16 protein-coding genes and 1 riboswitch are annotated in these 16,951 nt (G+C 56.3%); of the genes, 3 read left to right on the forward strand and 13 right to left on the reverse strand.

Features of this window, described 5'->3' with window-relative positions:
- Positions 1 to 22: 22 nt before the first annotated feature.
- The 7 genes from CBW65_RS04735 to CBW65_RS04765 form a co-directional block, all read right to left on the reverse strand.
- Entirely contained in the window at positions 23 to 1,255 is a 1,233-nt protein-coding gene (locus tag CBW65_RS04735; RefSeq protein WP_087455845.1) for a Ger(x)C family spore germination protein, read from the reverse strand.
- Positions 1,252 to 2,361 carry a GerAB/ArcD/ProY family transporter gene (locus CBW65_RS04740; protein ID WP_087455846.1) on the reverse strand — a complete coding sequence of 370 codons (1,110 nt, stop codon included), beginning with the start codon at positions 2,359 to 2,361 and terminating at the stop codon, positions 1,252 to 1,254. The genes CBW65_RS04735 and CBW65_RS04740 overlap by 4 nt, the downstream gene beginning before the upstream one ends.
- Positions 2,358 to 3,815, reverse strand: a complete 1,458-nt coding sequence (locus tag CBW65_RS04745; RefSeq protein WP_087455847.1) for a spore germination protein — start codon at positions 3,813 to 3,815, stop codon at positions 2,358 to 2,360. The genes CBW65_RS04740 and CBW65_RS04745 overlap by 4 nt, the downstream gene beginning before the upstream one ends.
- 131 nt (positions 3,816 to 3,946) lie before the next feature.
- The gene (locus CBW65_RS04750) at positions 3,947 to 5,749 is read right to left on the reverse strand and encodes a putative bifunctional diguanylate cyclase/phosphodiesterase (protein ID WP_198299750.1); all 1,803 of its coding nucleotides are present in this window, start codon (positions 5,747 to 5,749) and stop codon (positions 3,947 to 3,949) included.
- Positions 5,750 to 6,378: 629 nt separating this feature from the next.
- Positions 6,379 to 6,474: riboswitch (cyclic di-GMP riboswitch) on the reverse strand.
- A 72-nt stretch (positions 6,475 to 6,546) separates the two neighbouring features.
- Positions 6,547 to 6,987 carry a glycosyltransferase gene (locus CBW65_RS04755; protein WP_087455849.1) on the reverse strand — a complete coding sequence of 147 codons (441 nt, stop codon included), beginning with the start codon at positions 6,985 to 6,987 and terminating at the stop codon, positions 6,547 to 6,549.
- Between the two features lie 67 nt (positions 6,988 to 7,054).
- The gene (locus CBW65_RS04760) at positions 7,055 to 7,747 is read right to left on the reverse strand and encodes a response regulator transcription factor (protein WP_087455850.1); all 693 of its coding nucleotides are present in this window, start codon (positions 7,745 to 7,747) and stop codon (positions 7,055 to 7,057) included.
- Positions 7,748 to 7,761: 14 nt separating this feature from the next.
- The gene (locus CBW65_RS04765) at positions 7,762 to 8,907 is read right to left on the reverse strand and encodes a sensor histidine kinase (RefSeq protein WP_087455851.1); all 1,146 of its coding nucleotides are present in this window, start codon (positions 8,905 to 8,907) and stop codon (positions 7,762 to 7,764) included.
- Between the two features lie 450 nt (positions 8,908 to 9,357).
- Here CBW65_RS04765 and CBW65_RS04770 point away from each other — a divergent pair, with 450 nt between their 5' ends.
- The 3 genes from CBW65_RS04770 (at position 9,358) to CBW65_RS04780 (ending at position 11,793) form a co-directional block, all read left to right on the forward strand.
- Positions 9,358 to 10,599, forward strand: a complete 1,242-nt coding sequence (locus CBW65_RS04770) for a helix-turn-helix domain-containing protein (RefSeq protein WP_087455852.1) — start codon at positions 9,358 to 9,360, stop codon at positions 10,597 to 10,599.
- A 127-nt stretch (positions 10,600 to 10,726) separates the two neighbouring features.
- Positions 10,727 to 11,602 (forward strand): YitT family protein, encoded by an 876-nt coding sequence (locus tag CBW65_RS04775; protein WP_408646550.1) that lies wholly within the window; start codon positions 10,727 to 10,729, stop codon positions 11,600 to 11,602.
- A gap of 11 nt (positions 11,603 to 11,613) precedes the next feature.
- A complete protein-coding gene (locus CBW65_RS04780) occupies positions 11,614 to 11,793 on the forward strand; it encodes a hypothetical protein (protein WP_087455854.1) in 180 nt (59 codons plus the stop codon).
- 129 nt (positions 11,794 to 11,922) lie between these two features.
- Here the strand turns inward: CBW65_RS04780 and metK are convergent, their stop codons facing one another.
- From metK to CBW65_RS04810, 6 genes are all read right to left on the reverse strand, one after another.
- Positions 11,923 to 13,119, reverse strand: coding sequence for a methionine adenosyltransferase (metK, locus tag CBW65_RS04785; protein ID WP_232463509.1), 1,197 nt, complete (start codon positions 13,117 to 13,119; stop codon positions 11,923 to 11,925).
- A 198-nt stretch (positions 13,120 to 13,317) separates the two neighbouring features.
- Positions 13,318 to 13,569, reverse strand: a complete 252-nt coding sequence (locus CBW65_RS04790) for an alpha/beta-type small acid-soluble spore protein (RefSeq protein WP_087455856.1) — start codon at positions 13,567 to 13,569, stop codon at positions 13,318 to 13,320.
- Between the two features lie 109 nt (positions 13,570 to 13,678).
- The gene (locus CBW65_RS04795; RefSeq protein WP_087455857.1) at positions 13,679 to 14,611 is read right to left on the reverse strand and encodes an LCP family protein; all 933 of its coding nucleotides are present in this window, start codon (positions 14,609 to 14,611) and stop codon (positions 13,679 to 13,681) included.
- A gap of 78 nt (positions 14,612 to 14,689) precedes the next feature.
- Positions 14,690 to 15,187 (reverse strand): hypothetical protein, encoded by a 498-nt coding sequence (locus CBW65_RS04800; protein ID WP_087455858.1) that lies wholly within the window; start codon positions 15,185 to 15,187, stop codon positions 14,690 to 14,692.
- 82 nt (positions 15,188 to 15,269) lie between these two features.
- A complete protein-coding gene (locus CBW65_RS04805; protein WP_087455859.1) occupies positions 15,270 to 16,004 on the reverse strand; it encodes a WecB/TagA/CpsF family glycosyltransferase in 735 nt (244 codons plus the stop codon).
- Entirely contained in the window at positions 16,005 to 16,760 is a 756-nt protein-coding gene (locus tag CBW65_RS04810) for an LCP family protein (RefSeq protein WP_157721773.1), read from the reverse strand.
- Positions 16,761 to 16,951 lie beyond the last annotated feature (191 nt).

Raw genomic sequence — 16,951 nt, forward strand, 5'->3', positions numbered from 1 at the left:
TGTATCCTCCCTTTCGCGGCCGTTACGGCTTGAGCGGCGGCCGCAGCTGTTTCCCGAATTCCCGCAGTTTGACTTGAAAGTCCACCGTGACATTCGCTTCCGGAAAGCGTTCCATCCAGTGGTATTGCTGAAATTCGGCCAGCGTCAGAAAACGCGGCCGGGCCGACAGTTCCCACATGAACGGGTCGCCTTTGTATTTCGTCTGCATCTTCTTCACCAGTTTCCTCGATTTCGTCTCCAACTGGTGTTCGAGCGATGCCCGCAGCAACTCCTGTTTGCTGAAGTTCTCCGAATAGTTCTCAAAGCTTGGGATCGACATGATATCCACATTGACCGGCACGGTGACCTTGACGACCGGCCGCTCGCCTTTTACATCGACTTTGATGTGCGTCCGCCCCGGATGCAGCAGCCTGGCCGCGATGCGGTAGTTGGGGTGGAGCGGGTCTTTGTAGGTGACGAGCATTTCGTCCGCCTTTGATTTCGAGCGCATGACCAGCGAGAATCGCGTCTCTTCCCCATTCAGCGCGCCGATCATCTTGCCGTTCTTAAAGACGGCCGACCCGATCATCTGCGTGACGTTCCCGCCTTTCTCATCGATCTCCCCCGGCAGATACTCGTCCTCTTGCCCTTTTTCCGGGTGCCGGTATTCTCTCGTTGTGCAGTAGATGGCCAGAAACAGGCCGTTTTTGCTCTCCGTGCGCTGAAAAAACCGATTGACGGTGGAGAGCGGCACCAGCCCGGTGTCCTGCCAGCGGTCGACCATAAAGTCAAAAAACTTGTGCGGGCGCGTCTCCAGCTTCGGCGAATTGGAGCGGATGAACTCGGCTGCCGGCTCCCGCGAGACGAGGATGTTCATCTCCCGCCGCATCTCCCGCTCCCGCAGCGTGGCGCCGATGATGCTGAAAAATTTTTCGCTTTTGGCCAACTTTTCGCCGATGATCAGCACTTTCGTGTGCGAGAAGGACAGTTTTCTGGGGATCGACGCGTTCGCCAAGTCCCGTCCGGTCAGAAAGTCGGGCGCCGTAAACGTGATGATGTCAGAAGCCGGCTCTTGCGACTGATTGGCCTGGTCGGAAGAGCCGACCTGCGGATTGGCGATTTGATAGGTGATGCTCACGTCGTTGCCTTCCGCCTGGTCGAGGCCCATCACGACAACAAACGCCCGCTCTTCGATCTCCATGCGGCTGCCGCATCCGGACAGCACGCCAGCAAGCACCAGCAGCAAGGCGAGGTGACGGAAGATGTGCGTGGTCATGAGGCTTCACCTTCTCCTTTCTGTCGGACCTTGGTCAAAATCCACAGGATGCAGGGCAGGAGGATCAGCAACGGCCAACTCGTGTGCACCACATAGTTGTCCCAATAGATCAGCGCGTTTTCCAGCGAGTTTTTCGGAATCATGCCGATGGTGATCGACAACACGGTGATCGGCAGCAGCAGCGGCCGCCAGCCTGCTTCATGGCGCAGCACCTGCGACAAAAAGTGGGCGTTCACATAGAGCAGAAACGCCAACTTCAAAAGGGTCGCCACAATCCAAAAGGCCAGAAACACCGCCTCCATGTTGGTAAAATACCGGCCGAGCGAGACGTAGCGGGTCAACTGCTGAAAGGGATAGTTCATCATCTCGACCGAAGGGATGTCATAAAGCACGATGTAGAGCGAGAAAAAGAGCATCAATTCGACCACAACAAATCCGGTGGCCAAATAGGCGCCTTTGCGAAACGCGCGCTCGCTGCCAGCCATCGGCAACAACATAATGAACATCATCAACTCCCCGTACAAAGACGAGTGAAACACCGACTGTTTGACAAGATCCCAACCGCCCGGTCCGAGGATCGGGAACAGCCGCTGCCACTGCGTATCTTCCAGCGACAGCAGAAACAGCACCAGCACGGCCGCTTTGATATAAGGCAGCGTGATCCAAGAGGTGCGGCCGATCCGCTCGATGCCGCCGCGGGCGACGAACAGCACGCCGACAAAGATCGCCAGATAGATCACGATCAGCGAGATGCTCGGGAAAAACATCGTCTCGATGATGTCCGCATACATCCGTCCAGTAAACGAAAGATTGGCCATCATGAACGCCAAGACGACAAGCGAGATCAAAAAGGCAAGATACTTCCCGGTCAAGACGCGCAGGATCTCATACAGCCCTTTGCCAGGAAACTTCCCCATCACCGACAACAAGATCAGCATGCACGGCCCAAGGAGCAAAATCGAGAGGAGCGGCAACATCCAGGTGGAGTTTTGCGCCGCTTTAAAAACGAGCGTAGGCGTGGAATCGCTGATTTTACCGCCGACCACGAGGACGATCATCGCATACAGCCCCCGCGCCCCAAGATCGCCTTTCGCCTGCTTGTTCAACGTTCTGCTCCTCCTTTCGGTTTTGTCGCGCGCTCCGTTTCCTGCGGTTCGTTCATGAACGGACGCAGCCACTGCTTCCAGACCGGCGGACGGAAGATTGTATCTTTCGACGAACGGGTGTAAGGGGCCAGCGGACCCAGGAAAGGCACCTCAAACGAGCGCAGCGTCACCATGTAACTGATGATGATCGTCAGCGCGATCATCATGCCCAGAAACCCCATCAGCGAGGCGGCAAACAAGAAGATGAACCGGCTGAGCCGCACCATGCCATTGAGCGACTGATCCGGGACGGTAAACGAGGACAGCGCGGTGATCGCGGTGACGATGACCAGAATCGGCGACACGATGTTGGCGTCGACGGCAGCCTGTCCGAGGATCAAGGCGCCGACAATCCCGATCGTCGGACCGATCGTCGAGGGAATGCGCACGCCCGCCTCGCGCAGCAATTCGAACGCGACCTCCATGATCATCACCTCGATGATCGCCGGAAACGGGACGCGCTCGCGGGTCGCCGCGATCGCCAGCAGCAGGTCGGTCGGCAGCATTTCGACGTGGTAGTTGGTGATCGCGATATATAGGCCTGGCGTAAGCGTGGCGATGAAGATGCCGATCAGTCGCATCAGCCGCATAAAGACGCCAAGCGGCCACCGCTGGTACATGTCTTCCGCCGAATGAAACAGCGCCCAAAATGTCACCGGGGCGATCAATGCGCTTGGCGAACTGTCCATCAGCATGACGACGTGGCCTTCCTGCAGAAAGGCGGCGGCCCGGTCCGGGCGCTCCGTATATAAGCAAGTCGGCACCAGCGAATAGGATCGCTCCTCGATCATCTGCTCCAGCGTCGCCAGGTTCATCACCTGGTCGTTCTCAATGTTCGCGAGCCGCCGTTTGACCTCTTTGACCAGTTGCGGGTCGGCGATATCGTTCAGATACATCACGCTTACCTCCGTAAGCGACTGTTGCCCGATTGAGATCGACTCGGTCACCAGGTGTTCGTTGCGCAGTTGTTTGCGAATCAGCGAGATATTGACCGCTCCCGATTCGATGAAACTTTCGCTTGGCCCCTTGATGACGTTTTCATTTTGCGCGCGGTCGACCGAACGGTGTTCAAATCCAGTGCTGTCCACCGCGATCCCGCCACGTTCCCCGTGCACGAACAAAATCGTATTGCCTCTTACTATCTCATCCCGCATCTCCGGCAGCGCGGTGACCCGCCGCACGCCCGACACCGACTCTAAACGATGGTACAGTTGCTCGGTCAACTTGCGGCGCGCGGAGAATCCTTGCTTCTCCATCAGCAGCGGGACAAGCGTGCTGTCCACAAACGCCTGATCAGCCATGCCTCTCAGGTACATCATGCATACTTCAGAATTCACATCCGGCAGTTGGGCATATCGCACCGCCAAATCTTGGTTTTGCGGGTATGAGAACATGTCCTTCAACTGCTTCTCCATCGCCCATCCCCCTTACCAAACCAATGCATTCCAATAAGATACCCAACTTTATGAAAATCAACCAACACCCGCCAACATAAAAAAGCGCCTTGCCCCGCGATGGGACAAAGCGCTTGTGTTTTCTCTGCTTGTTAATTGGCCAGCAGCTGTTCGGCCGCGGGCAGGTTGTGCAGCAGTTCTTCAAACTCCGGCGCCGGCAAGGGACGCGAGATCAGGTAGCCCTGCATCTCGTCACAGCCGCGCTCGCGCAGCATCTGCTGCTGCATTTCCGTCTCGACGCCTTCTGCGATCACCTTGAGCTTGAGCGAGTGGGCCATGGCGATGATCGCCGTGGGAATCGCCACATCATGGTGCTCTTCCGTCATGTCGCGGACAAAAGACTGGTCGATCTTGAGCGTCTGGATCGGGAACTTCTTCAGATAGTTCAAAGACGAATACCCGGTGCCAAAATCGTCGATCGAGATCCCGATGCCATAATCATTGATCTCGTGCATCGTCGCGATCGCCCGCTCCACGTTGTTCATCGTGATGCTCTCCGTGATCTCCAGGTTTAGGTACTGCGGCGCAAGGCCGGTCTCCTGCAGGATCTTCTTGATCATCGCGACGAGGTTCGGCTGCCCGAACTGGCAGGCGGAGAGGTTGACCGACACGCAGACCGGCGGGAACCCGGCATCCTGCCACGCCTTGTTCTGGCGGCAGGCGGTGCGCAGCACCCACTCGCCGATCGGGATGATCAGCTTGGTCTCTTCGGCCAGCGGAATGAACTCTGCCGGCGAGACCAGACCGCGCTCCGGATGCTTCCAGCGGATCAAGGCCTCCATGCCGGTGATGCGCCCGGTCATCAGGCACACCTGCGGCTGGTAGGCGAGGAAGAACTCCTCCCGCTCCAAACCTTTGCGCAGATCGCCGGCCAGCACCAAACGCTCTGCCGCACGGGCGTTCATCGCCGCATCGTACAGCTGGTACTGGTTGCGCCCGGCGTTTTTCGCGTGATACATCGCCATCTCCGCGTTGCGGTACAAAGTCTGAGCATCATGGCCGTCCTCGGGGAACCGCGAGATGCCAAGCGACAGGTTGATAAACAGCTCCTGATCTTCGACGTGCAACTTGTCTTTCATCGCCGCAAAAATCCGCTCCGCTGTCAGCGCCGCCTGATCGGAAATCGACGAATCCTGTTCCAGAATCAGCGCAAATTCGTCCCCGCCCAAACGGTACAGACGCATCCCGGCGGTCAGTTGCTTCGTGATGCGGTTCGTCACCGCCATCAGCACCTTGTCGCCAAACGTATGGCCAAGCGAGTCGTTAAACATCTTGAAATCATCCAGATCGAAAAACAACACAGCCCCGCGCGCGCCTTTTGCCTGTGCCGTTTCGATCGAAGCGGCCAGATGTTCCATGAACAGCACGCGGCCCGGAATCCCGGTCAGATTGTCGGTGGTCAGCTGAAGATAAAACTTATCGGACAACTCCCGCTCATGCTGCAGGCGCTCCTGCACATTGCGGTAGATCTGCACGAGCAGATAGAACGAGTAGGCGGTCGTCACCACACAGGTCAGACCGATCAACCCAACGGTCGCTTCCAACTCACGGAAGACCGGGCCTTCAAAATACTTAATGATCAGTGCAAACAGTGAAATCACCAGCATATAGCCATTGGCAACATACATTTTCATACGGAGCCGGTCGGTCACCACATCAAAATCGGTGAACAGATTGCGGATCATCATCATCGTCAAGAGCAGCGCATTGATCACCAATGCGCGAAGGATCACAACTTCCAGATTCGGCTGCGGTCCCCAAGACCAGCCGAACAACGCGGCGGCGCGTGCCATTTCCAGCAGCCATAGCCCCGCCATTACACACCCTATTGAGAGCACAGCGCCGATTCCGATGCGAAACACCGATCGGCCGACCCTCGTTTGCTTCCCAAACACCCGGCCACCTCCAGCCCCCATTGCCTATTCCCTTGCGCAAGATTAACGCTTCATCTACACAAATTTGATAGTTTACAGAATCTTTGACACTACCATTATAGTAAAAAACGCGACGAAATACCAGTAGGGCTTTTACACCTCGTTAATATTAATTATTTTCCTATCAAATCGATTTCGAAAAAAAGCGGGCAGAAGCTTATTTCGCTTCTGCCTGGCATCGTGCGGGCGTATGGCAAACCGACATGAAGGAACGATGAACCTTTTGTAAAGCCTGCATCAAACAGAACTTGCTGCATATACTACAGTACGGACGACATCACCAGTGTTGCGAGTGACTTTTTCATTACATGACCTCCTTCTTTTTAAATATCGACTCCTTCCACCCGGAAGGAGTCCTTTTTTGGGCACAAAAAAAGCCCACGACCCACAACAAGCCAGAACATGCAAAGAAGCCCTCTACGAGTTGGGGACTCGTAAAGGGCTCCTTTGTGTGGGGGGTAGGGGGATTACAAAAAGGGTAAATGAGTTATGCTACCCGATGAGTCACTGCTGATAAAAAAATCCACCTTCGGTGGGTTGCCGAGGCGGATACTTTGCAGACTGTGGGGTAACAGTCCGCGACCGTATCAATCAGCAACCTGGCAATCATGGTCAGCTTAGGGAGAGCTGACGTTAGACCCATGGCTTTGCGTCGCCGCTTTTCAGCGGGTTTGCCTTTATTGATTGACTCATCTTATGGCTTTATTATATGCTCGGGGCTACCCGTGAGTACATAGGTCTAAAGTCCCGTTTTGAAATCAAACGGTTTCATCGCTCCAAAAAGCCGCCAAGGTGGGCACCACTTCCAAGGGCGAGACTTTGCCGCGCAAGTCGAACACGCAATGCACGCTGCGCCCCTTGCTCCCGAACACGGCGGGCAGCGCCTGGGCCGGATCGTCCGACTCCGCGCGGACGAGTCTTACCGTGCCGCGCTTCTGGGCGATCGACTCCACGATCTTTGCCGTCTCGTCCCGAGACCCGCAGTCGACGACGACCACATCGAGCTCGCGTCCGCAAAACGGTTCGGCTGTCGTCAGCGTCCGGAGGATGCCTTCGATGTAAGAGGCCCCCTCCCGCACGACCAGGATTGCTGTCACCGGCACTCCCCGCCGGTTTTTCTGCGCCAAAAATCGCACAGCGTTCCACAGCGCCACAAAGATGCCATACAATGCAAATCCCCAAATGAAAAGAGCGAGCACTCTTGACACCTCCTTACAGGGTTGTAGTGTCAATATATGCCGCTCCATTCGCCCACGTGCTTTTTGCCTACAATTTCACCCAGCAGCGTTTTGCCGCGGTGATCACCGCTTGCGTGCGGTCATCGACCGACAGTTTGCCGAGGATGGAAGAGACGTGATTTTTCACCGTCTTCTCCGAGATGAACAGGGTCTCGCCGATCGTGCGGTTGCTTTTGCCTTCCGCCATCAGCTTCAAGATCTCCATCTCACGCTGGGTCAGGATGTCCTGCCACTCCGAAGACAGCTCCGGCTCGCCCTGCTCGAAATCGCCGTCATAGACCTGGTTGGACAGGCGCTTGAACTCGTCGAGCAGCTTGGTGGTCACCTGCGGATGGATAAACGAAGAGCCGCCCGCCACCTGGCGCACAGCATCGACCAAAACATCCGATTCCACATCTTTCAGCAGATAGCCGTTCGCGCCGGCACGGATCGTTTCGAAGATATACGCTTCATCATCGTGAATCGACAAGATCAGGATGCGAACGTCCTGATCGGCCTCCTTGATCAGGCGGGTTGCTTCCACGCCGGTGCGCTTGGGCATGTTGATGTCCATCAGCACGACCTGCGGCTTGATCTCGAGCACGAGCCCGACCGCCGCTTCTCCGTCGCTGCATTCGCCGACGATCTCCATATCATCCTCTAATTCAAAAATGCGACGCAGCCCTTGGCGAAACAGTGTGTGGTCATCCGCCAAAAACAGTTTGATCTTCTGTTGCTCCATGACGATCGCCTCCCTCATTCCGTGATCGGTAACGTGATGTGTACGCGGGTTCCTTTGTTCGGAACGGATCTGATCTCCACCTTGCCGTCGAGCAGCTGGATGCGCTCCTGCATTCCGATCAGGCCAAAATGCCCGTCTTCGCGGCTCTGCATCGCTTCCTCCACAGCAAACCCTACGCCATCATCATCTATAAGCACTGCGATTTGCTTCTCGGTCAGTTCCAATTTGACATTGGTCACCTTGGCCTTGGCGTGTTTCCAAATGTTGTTCAGCGCCTCCTGCACGGTGCGGAACACCGCCACTTCCAGCGCGGAATTGAAACGCCGCTCGCGCCCATACACTTTCAGCTCGGTGATCACGCGATGCTTGTCCTGAAAATCGGCAAGATAGCGGCGCAGCGTCGGCACGAGGCCCAAGTCGTCGAGCGCCATCGGGCGCAGGTCGAAAATGATCTGGCGCACTTCCGACAAAGACGCGCGCACCATCTCTTTTAACTCGCGCAGTTCCCCGCGCACCTTTTCCACATCGCGGTCGAGCATCCGCTCGCAGATTTCGGCGCGCAGCACGACGTTGGCCATCATCTGCGCCGGCCCGTCGTGTATCTCGCGGGCGACGCGCTTGCGCTCCTCTTCCTGCGCCTGGATGACGCGCATGCCGAGATACTGGCGCTGTTCAGCATTTTTCAGTGCGGTGCCGAGGTTCTGCAGATCTCCGGACAGGTAGGAAAACGCGATCGACAGCTGTGTGACCAGCGCTTCCGCCTTGGCGATGGTCGCTTCCAAGTTGCGCAGCCGGCGGTCCAGGTCGTCGCGGCGGGCGCGCAGCGCTTCTTCCCGCTCGCGGGTGACGAGCAGTTGCGCCTGCAGGACGTGCGCCGCATCATATGCTTCCTTAATCGTCGTTTCTGTATATTTTGCAAAGTCCTGGCTGACCTCCACCAGCTTGCGGCGGGCGAGGCGGTATTGCGCCTCGAGGCGGTCAACCTCCTGTATCGTTTCTTGCACTTGTCTTTGCACGACCGCAGATTCGTCGCGCAGAGCCTGATGTTCCTTGCGCGCGCTCTCGGCGATCTCAAAGACCTGATGCTTCCCTTCCTCGATGGCCAGCAGGGTGCCCTGGATGGCCTTGTCGAGAATCTTGGTGTCAATTTCATTCGCCAACGCAGGCAACCCCCTCGAACTTGCTTCAAAGCGGTGATCTATAATAACTTCCATGTGAACTTTTATATTCCTGCTATAACAAAGAAAAGGGGGGCGCAGTTGGGTAGGACTGCGCCCCCAGTGCAATGGGGTAAGGGTGATATATCATAGGTTACGATGATGGGGCCGATTTTATGGGGGAGAAAACAAAAAGATTGCAAAAAACATTTTGAAGTATACTCAATCGACTTCTTCCGTTATTTAGGCTGTAAGTTTCGACAAATTCCAACTTATTTTTCTCTAATAACGTAAAATAACTATCAAAACAGAAGAAAACAAATGCGAATCCTCGCGCGAGACGCGCCACCGCTCGCCCGATGCCACTCTGTCTTTTGATTATAAATTACCACCTTGATACGATAAATCTAAAGATTCCATCCGTGCTAAATATGGATTAAGGAGGCAACCCTCATGAATAACTCCTCATTGGGAGAACGTATAAAAAAAGCCCGCAAAGAATCGGAGATGACGCAAAACGATCTCGCGCGGGGTATTGTCACCTCGAGCATGATCTGTCAGATTGAAAACGGCAAAGCATATCCTTCTTATAAAGTGCTGGCTGCTCTCGCCGATCGCCTGTCCCGCCCGATCGAATATTTCGTTTCCGATACGGAGACCAATGTACGCCAGCGCTCTTCGTTTACCCTCGCCAAAGCGCTGATGGCTTCCGGCTCCTATGCGAAAGCGTATTCATTGCTGAAGAGCATGCAAGATTTTGGACAAGGCGAAGCGGATGACTTCCACATGACGCTGGCGAAATGCTGCCAGGAGATGGGCAAATACGAAGAAGCGATCGACATGCTGGACAAACTGTTGACCGACACGCATGGCGATCTCAACCAGGCGTTTGCGATCTACCTCCGCCTCGGCGAAGTGGCCGAGCATTCCGGCCAATACCAGCTCGCCCTCTATCATTGGAAAAAAGCGTACGAGATGCTCGACCGCATCACAGCCGATCCGTTCGACCGCGCACAGCTGCTGACTTCGATCGGCAATACGTATCACCGCCTCGGCGTTTACGAAGAAGCGGTAGTGTATTTGCAGCAGGCGTTTGAAGAGCGCAAGGAAAATGTCTCGCTGGAAGATCTCGGGCGGATGTTCCTCACCTTGTCGCTGACCTATCTTGATTCGAACAACTTTGACCAGGCGACGTTGTTCTCCGACCGCGCCTCTGCGATTTTCAAAAGCTTAAATCACCTCGACCTCGCGACCGAAGTCAAGCGCTCGCTCGCTGTCCTGCTGGCGAAACAGCATGGCAAGATCGACGAAGCGCTGGCGATTCTCGATGAGTGCACCGAGCGTTATATGAAGCAGGAAGACCGTTACAACATCGGCCTGACCCAGCTCGAGACCGCCTTCGTCCTGCAGATGGCCGGCGAGACGGGCACGGCGGTCAGCTTGGTCCGCGAATCGCTGGAGCTGATCTCCGGGGACGATCTGGAACTGGCGCGGGCGCACCGTCTGTTGGCCGACCTGTACCGGGCGCAGCGGGACTTGAAAGACGCGATCCATCATCTCTCGCAATCGCTCAACCTCTATCAGAAACACGGCCATTCGGTCGGCATGATGGAAGCGATGAATCTTTCGGTGTCTCTGTACCAGGAATGGGAGCAGTTCCGCCAAACTACGTTTGAAGAATTGATCACAGCTTAAAATACGTCTGAACAAAAGCCGAGAATTTGTCTCGGCTTTTTTTAATCCGAGTAAAAAAGTGTGGTATACTTAGTGTATACAAAAAACTGAATAAAGGGAGTGGGGAGACATGGAGAACAATCTGCAAATGAACTTCCAGCCGGTGAGCCATTCGAAACCGTCATTGGCGAAGATCCTAAAGCGTGTGATTTTTATTATCTTAGGGGCTTCGCTGGTGTCGGTCGGTCTGGAGATCTTCTTGGTTCCTAATAATATCATCGACGGCGGGATCGTCGGGATCTCGATCATCGCGGCCCATCTGTCCGGGTGGAGCATCGGTCTTTTCTTGCTGCTGTTAAACTTGCCGTTTCTGATCCTCGGGTACAAGCAGATCGGGAAGACGTTCGCCTTATCGACGCTGCTTGGCGTCGTGGTGATGTCGATCGGCACGACCCTCTTGCATCCGGTGCAGGTACTGACCGAAGATCCGCTGTTGGCGTCTGTGTTTGGCGGGGTCATTCTCGGGATTGGCGTGGGGATGGTCATCCGTTACGGCGGGTCGCTGGACGGGACGGAGATCGTGGCGATTTTGTTCAATAAGAAAACACCGTTTTCGGTCGGCGAGATCGTGATGTTCTGCAACTTCTTCATCCTCGGCAGTGCGGGGTTTGTGTTTGGCTGGGATCATGCGATGTATTCGCTGATCGCGTACTATATTGCCTTTAAGATGATCGATTTGACGATTGAAGGGTTCCAGGAGTCCAAGTCGATCTGGATCATCTCCGAGAAGCACCGTCAGATCGGGGATATGCTGTTGGCGCGTCTGGGCCGCGGCGTTACGTATTTGAACGGGGAAGGCGGTTACTCGGGGGATGAGAAAAAGGTCATCTTCTGCGTCGTGACACGTCTGGAAGAAGCGAAGTTGAAGCTGATCGTAGAAGAGATCGACGAGCATGCGTTCCTCGCCATCGGTTCGATTGCCGAAGTGCGCGGCGGACGTTTCAAAAAGCGCGACATCCACTAGGAGGTCCACCTATGAAAAAGACCTGCCGAATCTGCAAAGGACGCGGCAAGATCACCACCCATATGCCCCTTCCGATGACGGTCATCTGCAGCCGCTGCGCAGGCACCGGCGCCGTCACCCTGCCCGACCACATCGCCCGCAAACTTCAGGCGAGACGGGAGCAGAAGAAGCTCCAAGAAGGCGAGCAGTAAGAAGGTTGGCAGTATGCGTTTCAATCTCAAAGCCGTGTGTACACATATTGTGTACACACGGCTTTTTCAATAAACAAAAAAGGCACGCTGTCACACCCCGTGGGGTGTGCAGTGTGCCTTCTACTTATACTACAGACCAGCACCTTGGCGGAGGGTATCTGCCTTATCGGTACGCTCCCACGGGAGGTCGATGTCGGTGCGGCCGAAGTGGCCGTATGCTGCGGTTTGACGGTAGATCGGACGGCGCAGGTCGAGCTCACGGATGATGCCTGCCGGACGCAGGTCAAAGTTCGCTTCGACCAGCTCGACGATCTTCTCGTCTGCTACTTTGCCGGTGCCGAAGGTGTCAACCATAACCGATACCGGACGGGCAACGCCGATCGCGTACGCCAGCTGCACTTCTGCTTTGTCTGCCAGACCCGCTGCAACGATGTTCTTCGCCACATAACGAGCTGCATACGCCGCGGAACGGTCAACTTTCGTCGGATCCTTGCCGGAGAACGCGCCGCCGCCGTGGCGAGCGTAACCGCCGTAGGTGTCGACGATGATCTTGCGGCCGGTCAGACCCGCATCGCCTTGCGGACCGCCGATAACGAAACGGCCGGTCGGGTTGATGAAGTACTTGGTTGCATCGTTTACGTACTCGGTCGGCATGACCGGCACGATCACGTGCTCATGCAGGTCTTTCTTGATCTGCTCCAAAGTTACCTCTTCCGCATGCTGCGTGGAGATGACGATGGTGTCGATACGAACCGGCTTGTCGCCTTCATACTCGACCGTTACTTGCGTCTTGCCGTCCGGACGCAGGTACGGCAGGGTGCCGTTCTTGCGGACTTCAGACAGGCGGCGCGCCAGCTTGTGCGCCAAGGAGATCGGCAGCGGCATCAGCTCTTCCGTCTCGTTGACCGCAAAGCCAAACATCAGGCCCTGGTCGCCTGCGCCGATCGCTTCGATCTCAGCGTCAGACATTTGGCCTTCACGCGCTTCCAGCGCCTGGTCAACGCCCAGCGCAATGTCAGCAGACTGCTCGTCGATGGAGGTCAGGACTGCGCAAGTCTCGGCGTCAAAACCATACTTCGCACGGGTATAGCCGATATCGCGGATCGTCTCGCGGACGATCTTCGGGATGTCTACGTAGGTAGAAGTGGTGATCTCGCCTGCTACCAGCACAAGACCGGTGGTGACAGACGTTTCGCATGCCACGCGCGCGTTCGGGTCTTTTGCAAAGATCGCGTCGAGCACGGAGTCGGAGATTTGGTCGCAAATCTTATCCGGATGGCCCTCGGTAACAGACTCCGAGGTAAACAGGTAACGCTTAGCCATAATACTGTACCTCCCCATTATGTATTGGACTCCCAAGCCAAAGCTGTTATGGAATCTCCTAGGATGTTCACTTTTCAAAGAAACAAGCACATATTACTGCATTTCATAGTGTGTGTCAATGATTTCTGCTTGATACATCCTAAGAAAAAAGCTCCGGTGCCACCGGAGCCCTTAATAAGTTATGAAGTTTTTGTTGAAATATTAACCAAGGTTGTTGTTCGAACCCGGTTCTTGACCGGACATCATCGCTTGCGAGTACGCGACCATCTTGCGCACCATGTGACCGCCGACTGCGCCTGCGTCACGGGTGGTGATGTTGCCCCAATAGTCCTCACTGCCTTGGAAAACCGGAAGACCCATCTCCGTTGCAATCTCGTACTTCATGTCATCGAGCGCTTTGTGAGCTTGTGGGATCAGTTGGCCTTTGTTTTTGCGTCCGCTGCCAAGTGCCATCGGAACATGCACCTCCAAGGAAGATTTGAGCGACTCTAGCGTTTCGCCCGGTAAGTCTATTGTGTGCCCTTCCTTGGCTCTGTACCCTGCACAAAGGTTGTCAACGCTTCTAGTTTTTCATTTGAGAGACAATCTCTTGCAGACCTGCCGGATCTGCCTTCCAATAGGAGATCCCATACACTTCGAGGAACGTCCCCGGCACGGTGTGCGTGGTATATTGCGCCTCGTCGCCCTGCAGCGCCGTCGCCAGCTTGCCCATCTCGGAGATCGACATGTCGGTGCGCAGGGACTCGCTCATCTTGCGCAGCGAGTTCATCCAGTCCACCACGTTGGTCTCTTGTATTTTGCTCAAATACGCTTCCACAAACCGCTGCTGACGCTCCACCCGCGCAATGTCGCCCATCTCCTCGTGGCGGAACCTGACCGCTGTCAGCGCCTGCAGGCCGTTCAGGTGCTGTTTGCCCGGCTGCAGATGCACGTTGCCTTCCGGGTCATACAGCTCCTTGTCCACGTCAAACTCCACGCCGCCGATCGCGTCGATCGCCCGCTCGAAGCCTTGGAAATCGATCATCACATAGCGGTCGATCTCAAGGCTCGTCAGTTCCTCGACCGTCTGCTGAAGCCGGTCCATCCCGCCGATCGAATAGGCGGCGTTGATCTTCTCCACCCCGGTCGGCAGTTGCACCCGCGTATCGCGCGGAATGGACAGCAAAGTCGCCTGTTTCGCGCCCGGTTCCAGATGCGCCACGATCAAAGTGTCGGTGTTCATGCCCAGCCTGCGCTGTTCATCGGCCGACTCCGGGTCGCGGTCCATCCCGATCAATAACACGTTGACCGGCTCACCCTCGACCAGCGGCACGGTCGCCGCCGGGCGCGAGACCACTTTGCGCTCCAGAAAGAAGCCGTATCCGGCTAAGCCGGTCAAGCCCATCACGATCAGAAAAATTGCAAAGACCAGCAAAAAGCGCCCGATGCGCAGCTTCTTTTTTGGCTTGGGCTGCGGCTTGACCTGTTTGCTGTAGGATTTGCCCTGGTATGCCATGCTTCCATCCCCTTATTGCCCATTGCCTTGCCTAAAATCAAAACAGGCACTGCGAAGTGTTCACAGTGCCTCCTGTTTTTATTGAATGGTGTACGTGCCGCGCACCATGACATACGGATCGTTGGCCACCGCTTTGATCCCGCGCCCGTCATTGCGCGGTACGAGGATCAGGTGGTTGCTCGGCACGGCTGCGCCGTCCGCCAAGTCGGTGCTGGTCGACACGTCAGACAAGCCGCCGGAAGAAGAAGCGATCGCCGCAGCAGTGCCGGAGCGAACGATGATCTCCGTGCCTTCGCCGCCTTTCAGCGTCTGTCCGGTCCGCAGCTGAATGACCTTAAAGGTATCGACCCCGGAGACGGGAGTGGTGCTGCCGCCGGTAGTGCCGCCCGTGTTACCGCCGGTGTTGCCGCCAGTGCCGAGGCTTGCGATCTTCGAATCGACATAGCTCTTCGTGACGATCGGGTCGTCAGCAGAACCCGGCGTGGAACCGGTGTCAGCCTGACCGATCTGTCCGATCATCACCCCGACTGCGAGCGTCAATACCATGGTGCCTGTAAAGGCGATGCGTCTCTTCATCTCTGTGAGTCCTCCATCCACTACTGTATCTATGGCGACTCACTTCGACAAAAAAGTACCCTTTTCCTGCCAGACCCGAGACCTATTTCGACCCTTTGACGCGGTTTTTGTCGGACAAAACGGTGATCACAAACTGCGGCAAAACGAGCTGCCGTTTCCAGCGGCTGGGCTGGGCGAGCAGGCGGTAGAACCATTCCAGACGCATGTTCTGCCAGATTTTCGGCGCGCGCTTGACGGTCCCGGCAAAGATGTCGATCACGCCGCCGATGCCGATCATCACCGAAGCGCCAAGCTCCGCCTTGTGTGCGGAGATGAACAGCTCCTGGCGCGGCATGCCGAGGCCGACGAGCAGCAGCGACGGGCCAAACGCTTTGATCTCGCGAAGGATAAACGCGGTGTCTTCGTCTTTGAAATAGCCGTCATGCCCGGCCACGCGCAGGCCGGGGTGCTTTTGTTGCAGGTTGGCGACGGCCAGGCGGTTGGAATACTGGGACGCGCCCAGCAAAAAGACGCCGAGGCCATTTGCAGCGGCGTGTTCGATCAAGGCGGACGACAGCTCAGCGCCGGTGACGCGGTCGTGGAGCTTGGTGCCATAATACTGCGACGCCCAGACGGCGCCGATGCCGTCCGGGGTCACAAGGTCTGCCTCGTGGAGCAGTCGCATCACGGTCTCATTTTGCTGCGCGATCATGACGATCTCCGGGTTGGCTGTGATGATATGTTGGGGAGCATCCCCGTTTGTCATCGCCGTCTGCAGACGGGCGACGGTCTCGTCAAATGTCAGGGTGGAAAAAGGCACACCTAAAATGTTTACCATCTATGCATTCCCTCGCCTCAGTTGATCCAAAACGCCGTGGATGCGCTGGCGCTCTCCGTCACCTACGAAAAAGTACCAGAGCTGGTCCTGGTCGGAGATGCGGTTGACGCCGTCGATCTTCAGCGTTTTGATCTGTTCCGGTTTGTTATAGGCGTAGGACATCACCAGACGCACCCACTCGCGGGGCGGAACGTCTGTCTTCACATGTTCGCCAACGATGTCGGCCAGCTTGAACATGCGACCCCAGTTGTCCGGTTTGCCTCCTTGTTGAATCATAGCACGAATCACCTGCTGCTGTCTGCGCATGCGTCCCGTGTCCGCTTCGGCGTCATTGCGGAAGCGGGCGTAGTCGAGCGCCAGTTTGCCGCTGGAGAGCTTTTGGCCTTGGGCGATGTGGATCGCGGTGCCGTCGGTCGGATCGTCGTAGTGCATGGTCTTTTCGGCTTTCAGGTCGAGTCCGCCGATCTTGTCAACCACTTTGCGGAAGCCTTCAAAGTCGACCAGCACGGTGTGATCGACCGGCACGCCGATAAAATCCTGCACGGTGCGCTTGAGCAGAGCCAGCCCGCCCCAGCTCATCGCGTGGTTGATCTTCGTGTACCCGTGCCCGGCCACATTCACATACGTGTCGCGCGGGATCGACAGCAGATGCACATTGCCCCCCGCTTCCGGCACCGTCGCCAGCAAAATCGTGTCTGCCCGCGCCTGCTCCCCCCTCTGCCGCGAGTCGACGCCGAGCAGCAGGAAAGTCTCCACCTTCTTCGACTTCTTCTCCGCGAGCGCCTGACGGCGGACAGAGGAGGCCTTCGGCCGATCGGGCTGCATGCCGGGTTGACCGGACTGAGCACCCGTTTGATCGCTTGTCTGATTGCCGTTCTGACTGCTTGACAGGTTGTCTGTTACAGCGTTCGTATTCCCTTGTTGTATTGAATCAGGAGGCGGATTGC

Source organism: Tumebacillus avium (assembly GCF_002162355.1).
Classification (GTDB): Bacteria; Bacillota; Bacilli; order Tumebacillales; family Tumebacillaceae; genus Tumebacillus_A; species Tumebacillus_A avium.